Source organism: Microlunatus flavus (assembly GCF_900110855.1).
Taxonomy (GTDB): Bacteria; Actinomycetota; Actinomycetes; order Propionibacteriales; family Propionibacteriaceae; genus Microlunatus; species Microlunatus flavus.
On sequence record NZ_FOFA01000002.1, the window covers coordinates 231,563 to 245,969 of the forward strand.

11 protein-coding genes are annotated in these 14,407 nt (G+C 74.2%); 4 read left to right on the top strand and 7 right to left on the bottom strand.

The features are described 5' to 3' along the window. Positions 1–32: 32 nt before the first annotated feature. The 4 genes from BMY04_RS05495 (at position 33) to BMY04_RS05510 (ending at position 7,438) form a co-directional block, all read left to right on the top strand. Entirely contained in the window at positions 33–3,371 is a 3,339-nt protein-coding gene (locus BMY04_RS05495) for a transglutaminase family protein (RefSeq protein ID WP_091178140.1), read from the top strand. A gap of 10 nt (positions 3,372–3,381) precedes the next feature. Continuing rightward, positions 3,382–6,204 carry a circularly permuted type 2 ATP-grasp protein gene (locus BMY04_RS05500; protein WP_232506125.1) on the top strand — a complete coding sequence of 941 codons (2,823 nt, stop codon included), beginning with the start codon at positions 3,382–3,384 and terminating at the stop codon, positions 6,202–6,204. Then, positions 6,201–7,079 carry a transglutaminase family protein gene (locus BMY04_RS05505; RefSeq protein ID WP_091178141.1) on the top strand — a complete coding sequence of 293 codons (879 nt, stop codon included), beginning with the start codon at positions 6,201–6,203 and terminating at the stop codon, positions 7,077–7,079. The genes BMY04_RS05500 and BMY04_RS05505 overlap by 4 nt, the downstream gene beginning before the upstream one ends. Before the next feature lie 62 nt (positions 7,080–7,141). Beyond that, positions 7,142–7,438, top strand: coding sequence for a Dabb family protein (locus BMY04_RS05510; RefSeq protein ID WP_091178142.1), 297 nt, complete (start codon positions 7,142–7,144; stop codon positions 7,436–7,438). A 109-nt stretch (positions 7,439–7,547) separates the two neighbouring features. Here BMY04_RS05510 and BMY04_RS05515 read toward each other — a convergent pair whose 3' ends face one another. The 7 genes from BMY04_RS05515 to BMY04_RS05535 form a co-directional block, all read right to left on the bottom strand. Further along, positions 7,548–10,379: an alkaline phosphatase family protein gene (locus tag BMY04_RS05515; RefSeq protein WP_091178143.1), complete on the bottom strand. Its 2,832-nt coding sequence runs from the start codon at positions 10,377–10,379 to the stop codon at positions 7,548–7,550. 2 nt (positions 10,380–10,381) lie between these two features. After that, positions 10,382–11,749, bottom strand: coding sequence for an ABC transporter permease (locus BMY04_RS05520; RefSeq protein WP_091178144.1), 1,368 nt, complete (start codon positions 11,747–11,749; stop codon positions 10,382–10,384). After that, the gene (locus tag BMY04_RS05525) at positions 11,746–12,711 is read right to left on the bottom strand and encodes an ABC transporter ATP-binding protein (RefSeq protein ID WP_232506126.1); all 966 of its coding nucleotides are present in this window, start codon (positions 12,709–12,711) and stop codon (positions 11,746–11,748) included. Before BMY04_RS05525 ends, BMY04_RS05520 begins: the two co-directional genes overlap by 4 nt. Before the next feature lie 134 nt (positions 12,712–12,845). Next, positions 12,846–13,049, bottom strand: coding sequence for a hypothetical protein (locus BMY04_RS22260; RefSeq protein WP_139209761.1), 204 nt, complete (start codon positions 13,047–13,049; stop codon positions 12,846–12,848). A gap of 112 nt (positions 13,050–13,161) precedes the next feature. Next, positions 13,162–13,323 (bottom strand): hypothetical protein, encoded by a 162-nt coding sequence (locus BMY04_RS22650; RefSeq protein ID WP_170854010.1) that lies wholly within the window; start codon positions 13,321–13,323, stop codon positions 13,162–13,164. 164 nt (positions 13,324–13,487) lie between these two features. Then, positions 13,488–14,021: a SixA phosphatase family protein gene (locus BMY04_RS05530; protein ID WP_091178145.1), complete on the bottom strand. Its 534-nt coding sequence runs from the start codon at positions 14,019–14,021 to the stop codon at positions 13,488–13,490. A 10-nt stretch (positions 14,022–14,031) separates the two neighbouring features. Then, complete coding sequence (locus BMY04_RS05535) at positions 14,032–14,298, bottom strand: DUF3039 domain-containing protein (RefSeq protein WP_091178146.1); 267 nt, start codon at positions 14,296–14,298, stop codon at positions 14,032–14,034. Positions 14,299–14,407: the final 109 nt, after the last annotated feature.

Below are 14,407 nucleotides of genomic sequence, written 5' to 3' on the forward strand. Positions count from 1 at the left end.
CGGGGGTGGCCGCACCCCGTTAGGGTCGCCCCGTGAGCATCAAGGTCGCGCTGGAGCACCGCACGACGTACCGCTTCGGCGGGCCCACGCAGCTGTTCCCGCACGTGGTCCGGCTGCGACCGGCGCCGCACACGCGGACCCCGGTCGAGGCGTACTCGCTGAGCGTCACGCCGGCGGACCACTTCCTCAACTGGCAGCAGGACCCGTTCGGCAACTGGGTCGGGCGGCTGGTGTTCCCCTCCCCGGCGCGCGAGCTCGAGATCACCGTCGGCCTCGTCGCCGACCTCGGCGTGATCAACCCCTTCGACTTCTTCGTCGAGGAGTACGCGGAGACCTACCCCTTCACCTACACCGAGGACCTGGCCGCCGACCTCCGCCCGTACCTGGCCGACCCCGCGCAGGAGACGGGGGACACGTTCTCCCGCTGGCTCGACGCGCTGCCCATCGACACGACGACGCCGCAGCGCACCATCACGTTCCTGGGTGCGCTCAACCGGGCGGTCAACACCGACGTCGCCTACTCCGTGCGCATGGAGGTCGGCGTCCAGACGCCGGACCAGACGCTCGAGCGCGGCATCGGCTCCTGCCGGGACTCCGCGTGGCTGCTCGTCGAGGCGCTGCGCCACTTCGGCCTGGCCGCGCGCTTCGTCTCCGGCTACCTCGTCCAGCTCGCCTCCGACGACCCGGCGCAGGGCGGGCCCGCCGAGGACTTCACCGACCTGCACGCCTGGGCCGAGGTCTACGTGCCCGGAGCGGGTTGGATCGGGCTGGACGCGACCTCGGCGCTGTTCGCCGGCGAGGGCCACATCCCGCTCTCCGCGACCCCGACCCCCGCGTCCTCCGCGCCCATCACCGGCGCGACCGGCCCGGCGCAGGTCGAGTTCTCCTTCTCCAACACCGTGCGGCGCATCCACGAGGACCCGCGGGTCACCAAGCCCTACTCGCCCGGGCAGGTCGAGGCGCTGCAGCGCTCCGGCGCCGCGGTCGACGAGCGCCTGCGGGCGGCCGGGCTGGAGCTGACGATGGGCGGCGAGCCCACGTTCGTCAGCCGCGACGACATGGTGAGCCCGCAGTGGACGGTGGCGGCCGACGGTCCCGAGAAGCGCGTCGCCGCGAACCGGCTCGCCGAGGCCCTCGCCGAGCGGTACGCCGCCGGCGGGCTGGTCCAGCGCAGCCAGGGCAAGTGGTACCCGGGGGAGCCGCTGCCGCGCTGGCAGATCGGGCTGGTGTGGCGCCCCGACGGCGAGCGCGTCTGGAGCGACCCGGCCCGGCTCGCCGACCCGTACGACGAGTCGACGGCCAGCCCGGAGGCGGCGCAGCAGGCGCAGGCCCTGATGGACGCCGTGGTGCGCGACCTGGGCCTGCCCGACGGCACCGCCCTGCCCTGCTACGAGGACCCGCTCGCCGCGCTCGCCGTGGAGGTGCGCCAGCCGGAGGGCCCGAGGCCCGACGTCGACCCCGTGGTGGCGGACCCGGCGGTGGTGGCCGAGCTGGACGCCGCGACCCCGGACCCGGTGGCCTGGGCGCTGCCGATCGTGCCGGCGTGGTTCGGCGACGTGTGGGCCAGCCCGGCGTGGCGGACCCGTCGCGGCCGGCTCGTGCTGGTGCCCGGTGACTCGCCGGCCGGCGCGCGGCTGCCGCTGTCGTCGGTCGCCTGGCGCGACCCCGACTACACCGGTGAACCGTCGTACGTGGAGCCCGACCCCGACCTGTCCGCCCAGGTCGGGCGCCCGCAGGCCGTCGTGGTCGACCCCGTCGAGGTGCCGACCCGAACGGCGGTCGTCGTGCAGGCGCGCGACGGCTTCGTGCACGTGTTCCTGCCGCCCGCCGAGCAGCTCGAGCGCTGGCTCGAGGTCGTCGCGCTCGTCGACCGGGCGGCGCAGGCCACCGGTACGCCGGTCGTGCTGGAGGGCTACGGCCCGCCGCCGGACCCGCGCATCACGACGCTCCTCGTCACCCCGGACCCCGGCGTCATCGAGGTCAACCTGCACCCCACCGCGAGCTGGGCGGAGCTCAGCGAGCTCACCCACACCCTGTACGCCCTCGCCGCCGAGCAGCGCCTCGGCACCGAGACCTTCGCGATCGACGGGCGACACTCGGGCACCGGCGGCGGCAACCACCTCACCCTCGGCGGTCCCACGCCCGGGCGCTCGCCGATGCTGCGCCGGCCCGACCTGCTGGTCAGCATGCTCAGCTGGTGGCAGCGCCACCCGTCGCTGTCCTACGTCTTCTCCGGCCGCTTCGTCGGTCCCACGAGCCAGGCGCCCCGTTTCGACGAGGGCCGTCCGGAGAACCTCTACGAGATGGAGATCGCGTTCGCCGAGATCGAGTCGTTCGCCCCCGAGGAGGGCGCGGACGGTCCCGACGTGCCCGAGCACCGGCGCCGCGGGCTGCCGTGGGTGACCGATCGGGCGCTGCGGCACCTGCTCACCGACATCACCGGCAACACCCACCGCGCCGAGTTCTGCATCGACAAGCTCTACAGCCCCGACTCCGCCCGCGGCAGGCTCGGGCTGCTCGAGCTGCGCGGCTTCGAGATGCCGCCGCACCCCGACATGGCGCTGGTGCAGGCGCTGCTGGTGCGCGCCCTCGTCGCCCGCTTCGCCGAGGAACCCTTCTCGGCGCCCCTGGTCCGCTGGGGCACGACGCTGCACGAGCGCTTCCTGCTGCCGCACTTCGCCATGGCCGACCTCGCCGAGGTCGTCGCCGACCTGCGGGCGCACGGCTTCGAGGTCGAGGAGTCGTGGTTCGCGCCGTACCTCGAGTTCCGCTTCCCGCGGATCGGCGTCGCGCGGGCGGGCTCGGTGGAGATCGAGCTGCGGCAGGCCATCGAGCCCTGGAACGTGCTGGGCGAGGAGGCGACCTCGGGCGGCACCGCGCGCTACGTCGACTCCTCGACCGAGCGGGTCCAGGTCAAGGTCATCGGCTTCAACCCCGAGCTGCACCTCGTCACCTGCAACGGCGTCGCGGTGCCCATGACCGCGACGGGCACGCCCGGCGAGGCCGTCGCGGGGATCCGCTACCGCGCCTGGAAGCCCTGGTCCTCGCTGCACCCGACGCTCGAGATCGACGCGCCCCTGCACGTCGAGGTCGTCGACCGGGCCAACCGCGTCTCCCTCGGCGGGGCGACGTACCACGTGGTCCACCCGGGCGGGCGCTCGTACGACACCCCGCCGGTCAACGCCCACGAGGCCGAGGCGCGCCGCGCCCGGCGCTTCGAGGCGATGGGCCACACGGCGGGCGAGATCGACGTCGACGCGCTGGAGGAGCAGCTGGTCGCGCGCGTCGTCGAGGGCAGCGACTCCCCGCTCACGCTCGACCTGCGCCGCCGGGTCCCGGCCGCGTGGGGCCGCCAGCGGGCGCGGCGGTGACCCGGTGACCGTGGTCGACTCCCCCCTGAACCGCTACCTCGACGCCGCCCGGCAGCCCGACGCCGAGCAGGCGGGCGCCCCCGTCGACGCGGAGCGGGGCGCCGCCTTCGACGAGCTGGCCGCCCCGGACGGCACCCCGCGTCCCGCCTGGGCCGCCCTGGTCGACGACCTCGCCCGGGCGACCGACGACCTCGCCTCCGCCCGGCGCGAGGTGGCCCGCCTGCTCGAGGACGACAACGTCACCTACACCCCGAGCCCGACCTCGGCGCACTCGGTCGCCGACCTGCGGGAGGAGAGCGGCGCCGCGCAGCCGGCGCTCGAGCAGCCGCGGCCCTGGCGCCTCGACCCGATCCCGCTGGTGCTGCACGACCGGGAGTGGGCGACCCTCGAGGCGGGCGTCGTCCAGCGCGCCGAGCTGCTCGACGCGGTGCTCGCCGACCTGTACGGGGCCCGGCGCCTGCTTGCCCGCGGCCAGCTGCCTCCGGCCGTGGTGCTCGACCACGAGGAGTACCTGCGCCCGGTCGTCGGCGCGGAGCACGTGGTCGACCAGCGCCTGTTCATGACCGCGGCCGACCTCGGCCGCGACGCGACCGGCGCGTGGAAGGTCATCTCCGACCGCACCCAGGCGCCGTCGGGCGCCGGCTACGCGATGCAGAACCGCCGCGTCGTGTCCCGCGTGCTGCCCGAGATCTACCACGCGGCCCACCTGCACCGGCTCACCCCGTTCTTCCAGGCGATGCGGGTGGCGCTGGTCGAGTCGGCGCCGAGCACCGTCGAGGACCCCCGCGTGGTCGTCCTCAGCCCCGGCACGCACTCCGAGACCGCCTTCGACCAGGCCTTCGTCGCCTCGCTGCTCGGCTTCCCGCTCCTCGAGGGCAGCGATCTGCTGGTCCGCGACGGCCGGGTGTGGATGCGGGTGCTCGGCCGCCTCGAGCAGGTCGACGTGATCCTGCGCCGCGTGGACTCGACATGGATGGACGCCCTCGAGCTGCGCGGCGGCTCGCGGCTCGGCGTGACCGGGCTGCTGGAGTGCGTCCGGCAGGGCACCGTCAGCGTGGTCAACACGATCGGCTCCGGCGTGCTGGAGAACCCGGCCCTGCTGCCCTTCCTGCCCGACCTGTGCGAGCGCCTGCTCGGCGAGCCGCTGCGGCTGCCGTCGGTGGACACCTGGTGGTGCGGCGACCGCGAGGGGCTGGCGTACGTCCGCGGGCACCTCGACGAGCTCGTCGTCCGGGCGGTGAACCGCGGGGCGGGCCGCAGCGTCGTCGGGTCGGCCCTCAGCCGGGACCAGCGCGAGCGGCTCCTGGCCCGCATCGACGCCGCACCGCACCGCTTCGTCGGGCAGGAGGTGCTGCCGCTCAGCTCGGCGCCGACCGTTCCCGACGACACCGACGCCGGCGGAGCGCTGGTGCGCCGCAGCGTCGTGCTGCGCTCCTTCGCCGTGCGCAGCGGCAGCTCGTACACGGCCATGCTCGGCGGGCTCGCCCGCACCAACGACGAGCACGCGACCGACCGCGGCGCGCTGGTCACCGCGCCCGACGGCGGGGTGGCCAAGGACGTGTGGGTCGTCAGCAGCGAGCCCGTGCCGGCCTCGCGCAGCGCCTCGACCCGCAGCCGCGCCGACGAGGGGAGCGCCATCGCCCCCGGGGCCGCGGCCGCGGCGATGGTGCCGCGCGTGCTCAGCGACCTCTACTGGTTCGGCCGCTACGCCGAGCGCGCGGAGGACCTGCTCCGGATCGTCCTCGTCAGCCGCACGGTGATGCTGGAGACCGACGCCGACGTACGCCCCGGGCACGCGCTGGACGTGCTGCTGCGCGCGGTCACGCACGTGAGCACGACCTACCCGGGATTCGTCGGCGCCCTGGGCCCGGACGGCTCGCTCGCCGAGCGGCGGGCCGCCGTGATGCCCGAGCTGCGCTCGCTGCTGCTCGACCGGCGTCGCGCGGGTTCGGTGGCGCAGTCGGTGGCGGCGCTCGGAGCCACGGCGCAGGGCGTGCGCGACCAGCTGTCGGAGGACGTCTGGATGGTCCTCGCCGACGTCGAGCGGGCGCTGGGCACGCTCGCCGGGCAGCCGCGCGACCAGGGGCTGCACCTGGTCGAGGCGGGGGAGCGGGTGCTCTCCGGGCTCCTCGCGCTGACCGGCATCGCCGGAGAGAACATGGTCCGCGACCCCGGCTGGCTGCTCCTCGACACCGGTCGCGGGCTGGAGCGGGCGCTGCAGGTCCTGAGCCTGCTGCGGGCGACCCTGGTCGACTCCTACGGGCCCGACGTCGACCGGGTCGTCGTCGAGGCGGCCCTGACGAGCTCGGAGTCGATCGTCACGTTCCGGCGCCGCTACCGCGGGCGGTCGGGGGTGTCGGCGGTGCTCGAGCTGATGGTGCTCGACCCGTCGAACCCACGCTCGGTGGCCTACCAGCTGCAGCGGATGCAGGCCGACCTGCGGGCGGTGCCCAGCACCTCTCCGACCGCGCGGCCCCTGCGGCTGCTCGACAACCTCGCCGAGCAGGTGCGCACGGCCGACCCGGTGGCGCTGGCCACCGTCACGCGTCCCGACGACGGCGCGGACGCCGACCTCCCGGCGCGCCGCGACGCCCTGGAGGCGTTCTGCGCCGAGCTGCACGCGGGGCTCCGCGACCTCTCGACGGCCATCCGCGACCAGTACCACGAGCCGCCGCCGACGCAGCAGTCGCTGCCCCGGCAGCAGGCCCTCCGTCGCGGACCCGGGGCCCCCCGCGAAACGCTGACGGACGACAGCCAGATCGGGCTCGGCGCTGTCGTCCCTCAGCGGTTCGCGGGGGCGGCGAGCGAGCGTCGGGCGGGAGGGGCACGATGACCCGCTACCGGATCGAGCACGTGACGACGTACGAGTACGACGCCGACGTCACCGGGAGCTTCGGGCAGTTCCACCTGACGCCCCGGGACCTGCCGTGGCAGACGGTGCTGGAGCACCGGGTCGGCGTGGAGCCGGGGCCGGCGACCCTGCTGTCGCACACCGACCTCTACGGCAACACCAAGTCCTCGTTCCACGTGACCGACCCGCACACCCGGCTGGTCGTGCGGGCGGTGACGCAGCTCGACGTCGTGCCGCCTGTGCTGCCGCCCGAGGCGCTCGCGGTGGCGTGGGAGGACGCCCGTCCCGCCGTGCGCACGGAGGAGCCGGACGCCTGGGAGGCCGCCGACTTCACCTTCGCCTCGCCCTACGTCGACGTGCCCGCCGCCGTCGAGGCGTACGCGCGGGAGTCCTTCACGCCCAGACGTGCGCTCGGGGAGGCGGCTACCGAGCTGATGCACCGGGTGCACGACGACTTCACCTACAAGCCGCGCTCGACGATCATCGGCGAGAAGGTCGTCGACCTGCTCGTGAAGCGCCACGGCGTGTGCCAGGACTTCTCGCACGTGATGGTCGCGGGGCTCCGCTCCCTCGGGCTGGCCGGCCGCTACGTCTCGGGCTACCTCGCCACCCGGCCGCCGCCCGGGCGCCCGCGCCTGGTCGGCGCCGACGCCAGCCACGCCTGGGTGGGCGTGTGGGTGCCGGGGGCCGGCTGGCTGCACCTCGACCCGACGAACGACCGCCTCACCGACGCCTCCCACGCCACCGTGGCGTGGGGGCGCGACTACGGCGACGTGCCGCCCGTGCGCGGCGTGATCTTCACCGAGGCCAAGCACTCCTCGATGAAGGTCTCCGTCGACATGGCCCCCGCCGCCTGAGGTCCCGCCGCCTGGCCCCCGGCGGCCCGGCCGCCCGCGCGGGGGCTGGCTAGCCTGACGCGGTGATCCGCCACACCGTCGCGTTCCGTCTCGTCCACCCCGAGGGCTCGCCCGAGGAGCAGGCGTTCCTCACCGAGGGTCCGGCGCTGCTGCGGGCGATCCCCGGCGTCGAGGACTTCGTCGTGTCGCGCCAGGTCGGAGCCAAGAGCACCCTGCGGTTCCAGTTCGCCATGACCTTCGCCGACCAGGCGGCGTACGACGCGTACGACGCGCACCCCGACCACCGGCGGTTCGTGGAGACGCGGTGGGCGGGCGAGGTCGCGGAGTTCGCCGAGCTCGACCTGGTGCCGTACCCCTGACCGTCACCTCGGCTCGCCGCTGAGCCGCTGACGCGCGAGAGCCGCCGCCGACCCGCGGGTGCGGGTCGACGACGGCTCGTCGTCAGGCGGGAGGGCCAGGCGGGAGGGGTCAGCGGTCCCCGTCGACCCCCGGGATGTCCGCGCCGGGCACGTCGGCCGGGGCGTAGAGCTTGTCGTCACCCGGGTAGGGCTTCACCCAGCCGTGCGTCTGGTACCAGGTGTAGCGGTTCAGCTGCTCCGGGTGGGCGTAGTCCGGGATCGCCCCGTTGCCCGTCAGGTGCTGCGACTGGCTCCACTGCTCCCAGGCCTTGGCCAGCGGCTGCTGGGCCGCCGGCACGGCCGCCGCCTTCTCGGACTCCGCGCGGACCTTCTTCGCCGCGGCGCCCTTCTTGCCGAGCGTGTCGGTCCCGCAGCTCGGCTGCGTCACCAGGCCCTCGGTGAGCGGGACCCGGTTGGGCACCGCGGTGAACGGCGTGAGGTCCGGCTTGTCGGTGAAGGCGCCGTACATCGGCGTGGCCGCCGCGACCTTCTGGTTGAGCGGCGCCGCGCCGAGGATCTGCTCGATCGTGCGCACCATCGTGATCTGGGAGTAGTAGGTGCTGTCGACCTTGCCGTGCTGCGCGTACGGGCTGATGATCTGCACCGGCGCACGGTGGCCGTCGACGTGGTCCACGCCGTCCTGGCTGTCGTCCTCGACGACGAAGATCGCCGAGTCCTTCCAGTAGCGGCTGTGCGAGATCGCCGAGACGATCTTGCCCACCGCCAGGTCGCCGTCGGCCACCTGCGCACGCGGGTCGGCCGGGCCGCCGGTGTGGTCGCTGGAGAGCCACATCATGTTCAGGCTCGCCGGACCCCGCTTGGCGAACTCCTTCTTCCAGATCTGGAACCGGTACTGGTCGGGGATCGCCGTGTCGAACTGCGGCGCGTCGTGGTTGGACACCGCGTTCAGCGAGGGGATCGGCGACTGGTCGTCCACCCGGATCGCCGGGTCGGTGAGCTGGGCGGGGTCGCCGCCCTTGTCGACGTTCTGCGACGCGCAGTAGTACTGCTGCCAGGTCGCCGCCTCCGGCTTGTTCTCGAACGCCATGAACTCGCCGAAGTTGCGCACGCTGCCGCCCGCGGCCTGCACCGCGGTCCACAGGAAGCCGGAGCGCTGGTGGCCGAGCACGTCGTTCTCGGTGTCGTAGCTGCGCAGGTACTCCCCGGCGCTCGACTCGGTGTACTCCGGGTTGTCGCCCTGCATCACCCAGTTGTGGCCCTCGGCGGAGTTGGTGCCGACGTCGTAGAAGTTGTCGTACAGGCCGAACTGGCGCGCGAGCGCGTGCTGGTTGGGCGTGACCTTCTCCCCGAACTGCGCCAGCGTCGGGTCGCCGTTGCCGCGCGTGTCGTCGCCGTAGACCTGGTCGTAGGTCCGGTTCTCCTTGACGAGCAGGAACACGTGCTTGATCTTGGACGGGTCGCCGATCTTCTTCGGCACCGCCACCGGGGCGGCCTTGGTGGCGCCCGCCTTGGCCACGTCGCTGCCGGTCCACCCGTTCTGGGCGAAGACCGTCTTCGTGTACGCCGCGATCTGGGCGTCGGTGGGCAGCGTGAAGCGGGTCAGCGAGCCGGTCGTGCTGTGGGTGTTGTGGTCGGTGGCCGAGACCGTCCCGAAGCCCTTGCTGATCGTCTGCTCCGGGCCGCGCGCGTCGATCCCGCGCGTGTTGGTGACGACGACCTGGCCGCCCGCCTCGGCGATGTCGGCGGGGAAGTAGTCGGTCGGCAGCAGGCCGAGGTAGCTCACCGGCTCCTGCGGCGTGCCGCCGTAGCGGTAGACGGCGACCGCGTTGGCGCGGGCGAGCGTGACCAGCAGGTGCCCGTCGCGGGTCAGCACGACGCTGGTCGGTGAGTAGCCGACGTTCGACGACTCCCACGGCCGGGTGGCGATCGTCTGCACGACCTTGCCGAGGGTGGTGTCGACCACGGAGACCGTGTCGTTGAACGTGTTCGTCACGAACAGCGCGTTCCCGGCCGCGTACATCGCGGTGGGGTGCAGCCCGACCCGGATGGCGGCGACCGGCGACCCGGCGGCGGCGGTGTCGATCACGCTGAGCGTGCCGGAGGTCGAGGTGCCCTTGAAGGCGTTCGCCGGCACCTGGGTGCCGTACGACTCGATCGTCGTGTCGCCGGCCACGGCCTGCCGGCCGCCCTCGTTGCTCACGTAGAGCTTCGTGCCGACCAGGACGACGGCCCGCGGGGCGATGCCGACCTGCCAGGTCCGCTTCACCGCGCCGGTCGCCGCGTCGATCGCCACGACGGTGTTCTGCCCGTTGAGCGGCGCGAAGACGGTGGTGCCGTCGGGGGAGAACGTCGCCTTGCCGGGCAGCGCCTGGAGCGCGCTCAGCTGGGTGTTCGGGTCCGGGGTGATCGGCTTGGTGGGCAGGGCGATGGTCGTCGGCCGGGTGAGCGAGCCGTCGACCTGCACGTCGAAGCGGGTGAAGCCGTTCGCCTGCGGCAGCCAGAGCTGCTTGCCGTCGGGGGAGAACGACGGGCCCTCCTGGCCGACGGTGCGGTCGTCCAGCTTGGTGTTCACGCCGGGCTGGCTACCGACCAGCCACACGGGCTTCTGCGCGGCGAGGTCGAAGACCTGCAGGACCACGCCGCTGTCGGCGCTGGACGCGGCGAGGAACCGCCCGTCCGGGCTGACCGCCGAACCCATGAACTTGCCGTACTTGGTGACCAGCCGCTGCCCGAGGGGCTTGAGGGACTGGTCGGAGGAGATCTGCAGCCCGGTGGCGTACGTGCTGCCGACCTGCTGCTGGCCGAGCGAGACCGTGCTGGCGTCGGCGGCGCCGCTGCCGGCGACCGCGAGCGCGGCGACGCCGACGAGCACGAGGCGCCCGGGTCGACGGCGGAGGAACGCGGAACCGCTGGAGGTCCTGCGTCGACGGGTGACCTGCATGGTCAGTCCTTCCGAGGGGGTGGGAGCAGGTCGACGAGGCCGTCGAACTGCCAGAGGGGGTTGGGCGCCGTGCCGTAGCGCGCCCGGAGGAGGAAGAAGCCGTTCACGTCCTGGGGTCCGTCGCCGTCGGCCACGTAGCGGCCGTCCGCGGCGACGTCGAGCTGGTAGACCGCGGAGCCGACGGCCCGCGCGCCCGGCAGGTGCCACGAGACGACGCAGCGCCAGTCGTTGCCGGGGCCCTCGTCCTCGACCAGCGAGCCGCCCTTGTCGCACGCGGCGCTGCTCTGCAGCTGCGCCTCGGTGACGTCGGGCCGGCCCAGCTCCTGCGACTGCAGCCGGTAGAGGTGCCCGTAGGTCGTGGCGAGGGAGGTCTCGAGGCGCGCCCGGTCGACGCCGGAACCGGTGGCGGGGGTGGCGACGGACACGACCAGCACGGAGACCGCGGCCAGCGCGGCGAGCGGGAGCAGCCCGGTCAGCACCAGCCGGCGGCCCGAGCCGTCGTCGGCCGGGTTGGTGAAGTCGCGCCGCAGGAACAGCCGGTACGCCACGGCCGTGGCGACCACGGCCCAGGCCAGGGCGACGAGGACGCCCACGACCAGCGGACCCGGCGCCACGTGCTCGACGAACAGGCCGCGCCAGGCCGTGAAGCCCTGGCTGGGCAGCGCCAGCCGCACCGCGAGCGGGAGGGGCAGGAGCTGGACGACGGCCAGCGCCACGGCCAGTACCGCGGGCGTCACCAGCCCCATCGGGGAGCGGCCCAGGGCGACGGAGCCGAGCAGGCCGACCGCGGCGAACGCGGCGGTCGGGGCCAGCACGCACAGCCACGCCAGGACGTAGCGGCCGGCGAGACCGGCCCCAGCGAGCGGGTAGCCGTCGAGCCCGGCGAGCGGACGGTTCCCCGCCGCCAGCAGGCCGCCGACGAGACCGGAGGCGGCGAGACCGAGGACGAGCAGGCCGATGACGGTCGCGCTGGCGAGCGCCTTGCCCGCGAAGACCCGCCGCGGGGAGCGCACCGCGACCAGCAGGTGGCGCCAGGTGCCCAGGCGGTCCTCGACGGCGAAGACGTCGCCGGCGACGAGGGCCGTCAGCAGCGGCAGCGCCCACAGGCAGGCGAAGGCGAGCACGACCAGCGCGCCCGACCAGCCGGTCGCGTGCATCAGGCGTCCGAAGACGGTGTCGGCCGGCAGCGCGCTCTGGCGGCTCACGATCCCCACGAACGCTCCCGGGGCGAGCCAGCAGGCCAGCAGCAGGAGGCGTACCCGCCACTGCGTGACCAGCTTGAGCAGCTCGAAGCGGTACGTCCGGACCAGGGGCGCGGGCCGGACGGCCGACGCGGCGCGGACCGCCGGGGCCGTCGCGACGGCGCTCACCGGAGCGGCCCCACGACGTCGTCCGGCCGGTCCTCGGGCTCGTCACCGGTGAGGGCCAGGAAGGCCGCCTCCAGCGGGGCGACGACCGGGCCCAGCTCGCGCAGCTGCACGCCGGCGCAGACGAGGCGGACGACCAGCTCGTCGACGGCGGTCAGCGAGCCGCGGACGACGAGCGCGTCGTCCCCGGGGCGCCGGCCGGTGCCCGGCTCGACGACGCGGACCCCGGGCACCTGCTCGGCGACGGAGCGGGCCGCGGCCGGGTCGGTGGTGCGGACGAGGTGGTCGATCTCGCCGCTCTCGGCGACGAGCTTCTCCACCGGGCCCGCGAAGACCACCCGGCCGGTCGTGAGGAGGGTGACCTCGGAGCACAGCTCGGCGAGGTCGTCCATCCGGTGGCTCGAGAGCACGACCGCCGTGCCGGCCGCCGCGAGACCGGCGACGACCGCGTGCACCTGGCGGCGGGCGCCGGGGTCGAGACCGTTCGTGGGCTCGTCGAGCACCAGCAGGCGGGGCCGGGTGAGCATCGCCGACGCGAGCCCGAGGCGCTGCCGCATGCCGAGGGAGAAACCGCGGACGCGGTCGTCGGCGACCTCGGTCAGGCCGACCTGGTCGAGCGCCCACGCCACGTCGTCGGCGTGGGCGTCGCGCAGCGAGGCGAGGGCGGCGAGGTTCTGGCGCGGGGTGAGGGAGGGGTAGAGCCCGGGCTCGTCGACGAAGCCGGCGACGTCGGCCGGCGCCGCCCCGGTCCGGCCGACGACCGTCCCGAGGACCTCGAGGCGGCCGCGGTCGGCCGCGGTCAGGCCGAGGAGCAGGCCCAGCAGGGTCGACTTGCCGGCACCGTTCGGCCCGACGAGGCCGTGGACCTGGCCCTCCTCCACGTCGAGGTCGACGTGGTCCAGCGCGACCACGTCGCCGAACGTCTTGACGACGCCGCGCGCACGGACCGCTGACGCTCCACCCACCTGTGCTCCCCCCGAGGACTACTGAGGGAACCTAAGAACTCCGAGGTGAACGCAGGAGGGTCGATCAGGAGAACGGCAGCCGAACGAATCGTGGTCGGCCGGGGTCGGGCCGGCGCGAGCGACGCGCCTGGGTGCTAGAAGCCGCTGCCGGCGTAGTCCTCGCCGGCGGGTTCGGGGCGCTCGGCGCCGTCGGGGGCGTTCGTGCTGCCCTCGGCGTAGTCGTCCTCGACGACCGGACCCTGGCCGGGGTCCGGGTCGGACGGCTGGGGCGGGTCCGGCACCTCCGCGAGCTGCGCGTCGTCCATCTGGCGGGGGTCGTCCTGCGTGGGATCGGTCATGGACCCTGCTTACCCGGGCTCGGGCCGAGCACCAGCCGCGGGCCCGCCGGAGCAGGCAGCGGCTCCCGCACCAGGTGCGGGAGCCGCTGCTGTCGTGTCCTCGCGGAACCTGTCAGGTGAGCTGCAGGATCACGATCACGAGGATGATGATCACCAGGATACCGATGATCGTGCCGATGAGGCCTCGGTTCATGGTCGTCCTTCCTCTCGTCCACGTCGGGCGCGTAGTCGCGCCGAGACCATGACACCAGCGGTGGTGCCGACGCTGGTACATCTTCAGGGGTGTACGAAGGGTGGCGCCGCTCCGTTCGCTGAAAAGGGGTCGCTCGATCGCGTCGGGCGGGCCGGCCGAGCGTGGGTCCGGCGGCTCCCGGCGATCGAGGGACCCGGATCCAGCGGCGCTCCTCGTGCTGCCCTCCGGCCCGGGCCAGGGGAGGGTCAGCCGCGCGGGACCGCGTACGCCAGCAGGGACGCGCTGCCCGGGCCGAGCCCGGTCCACGGTCCGTCGACCGCGAGCACCGCGACGGCGCTGGTCGGGAACTCCCCGACCGGGCCCGTGCCGGTGGCGCGGTTGAGCCGTTCTGCGAGGTCGGGGACGCCCGGGGAGTGCCCGACGAGGACGGCGGTGCGGACGTCGGGCGCCAGCGCGCGGACCAGGTCGAGGAGGGTGTCCGACCACGCCTCGTAGACGGCTGCCTCGTACCGGACCGGGACGTCGGCCAGCAGCGGGGCCGCGGAGGTGGCGCCCGACCACGTCTGCCGCGTGCGGAGCGCCGTCGAGCACAGGACGAGATCAGGGCGGCCGACCTCCGCCGCGAGCCAGCGACCGGCTGCGGCGGCGTCGCGCCGGCCGCGGTCGTTCAGCGGACGGTCCGCGTCGGCGAGCCCGGCCTCGGCCCACGACGACTTCGCGTGGCGCAGCAGCACCAGCCGCCGGGCCGTGGTGCCCGCGCCCCCTCCGTCCGTCGTCATGACCCGCAGGTCACTCCTTGTCGCCGCCGGAGCGCAGGCTCTCCCAGATCTCCTTGCACTCCGGGCACACCGGGAAGCGCTCGGGGTCGCGGCTGGGGATCCAGACCTTGCCGCACAGGGCCACCACCGGGGTGCCCATGACCATCGCCTCGGTCAGCTTCTCCTTGGGCACGTAGTGGGCGAACCGCTCGTGGTCGCCCTCCTCCACGCGGAACTCGCGGGTCTCGGTCCGCTCGTCGACGATCGTCTCGGCGCCAGGTGCTGTCTGCTGACTCACGACGGTCAGTGTAGAGAGGTCGGACCACGGGGGCACCCCTTCCACGGCGTCGCGTACGCGCGCCCGCGTGCGCAGGGCGTCTGGAACCGGTTTCGTCTTCGGCCCGTCA

Excerpts from the sequence above, each read along its gene's own strand:
- BMY04_RS05505 (WP_091178141.1), top strand. The coding sequence starts at position 6,201 with ATGACCCGCTACCGGATCGAGCACGTGACGACGTACGAGTACGACGCC.
- BMY04_RS05515 (WP_091178143.1), bottom strand. The coding sequence starts at position 10,379 with ATGCAGGTCACCCGTCGACGCAGGACCTCCAGCGGTTCCGCGTTCCTC.
- BMY04_RS22260 (WP_139209761.1), bottom strand. The coding sequence starts at position 13,049 with ATGACCGATCCCACGCAGGACGACCCCCGCCAGATGGACGACGCGCAG.
- BMY04_RS22650 (WP_170854010.1), bottom strand. The coding sequence starts at position 13,323 with ATGTACCAGCGTCGGCACCACCGCTGGTGTCATGGTCTCGGCGCGACT.
- BMY04_RS05530 (WP_091178145.1), bottom strand. The coding sequence starts at position 14,021 with ATGACGACGGACGGAGGGGGCGCGGGCACCACGGCCCGGCGGCTGGTG.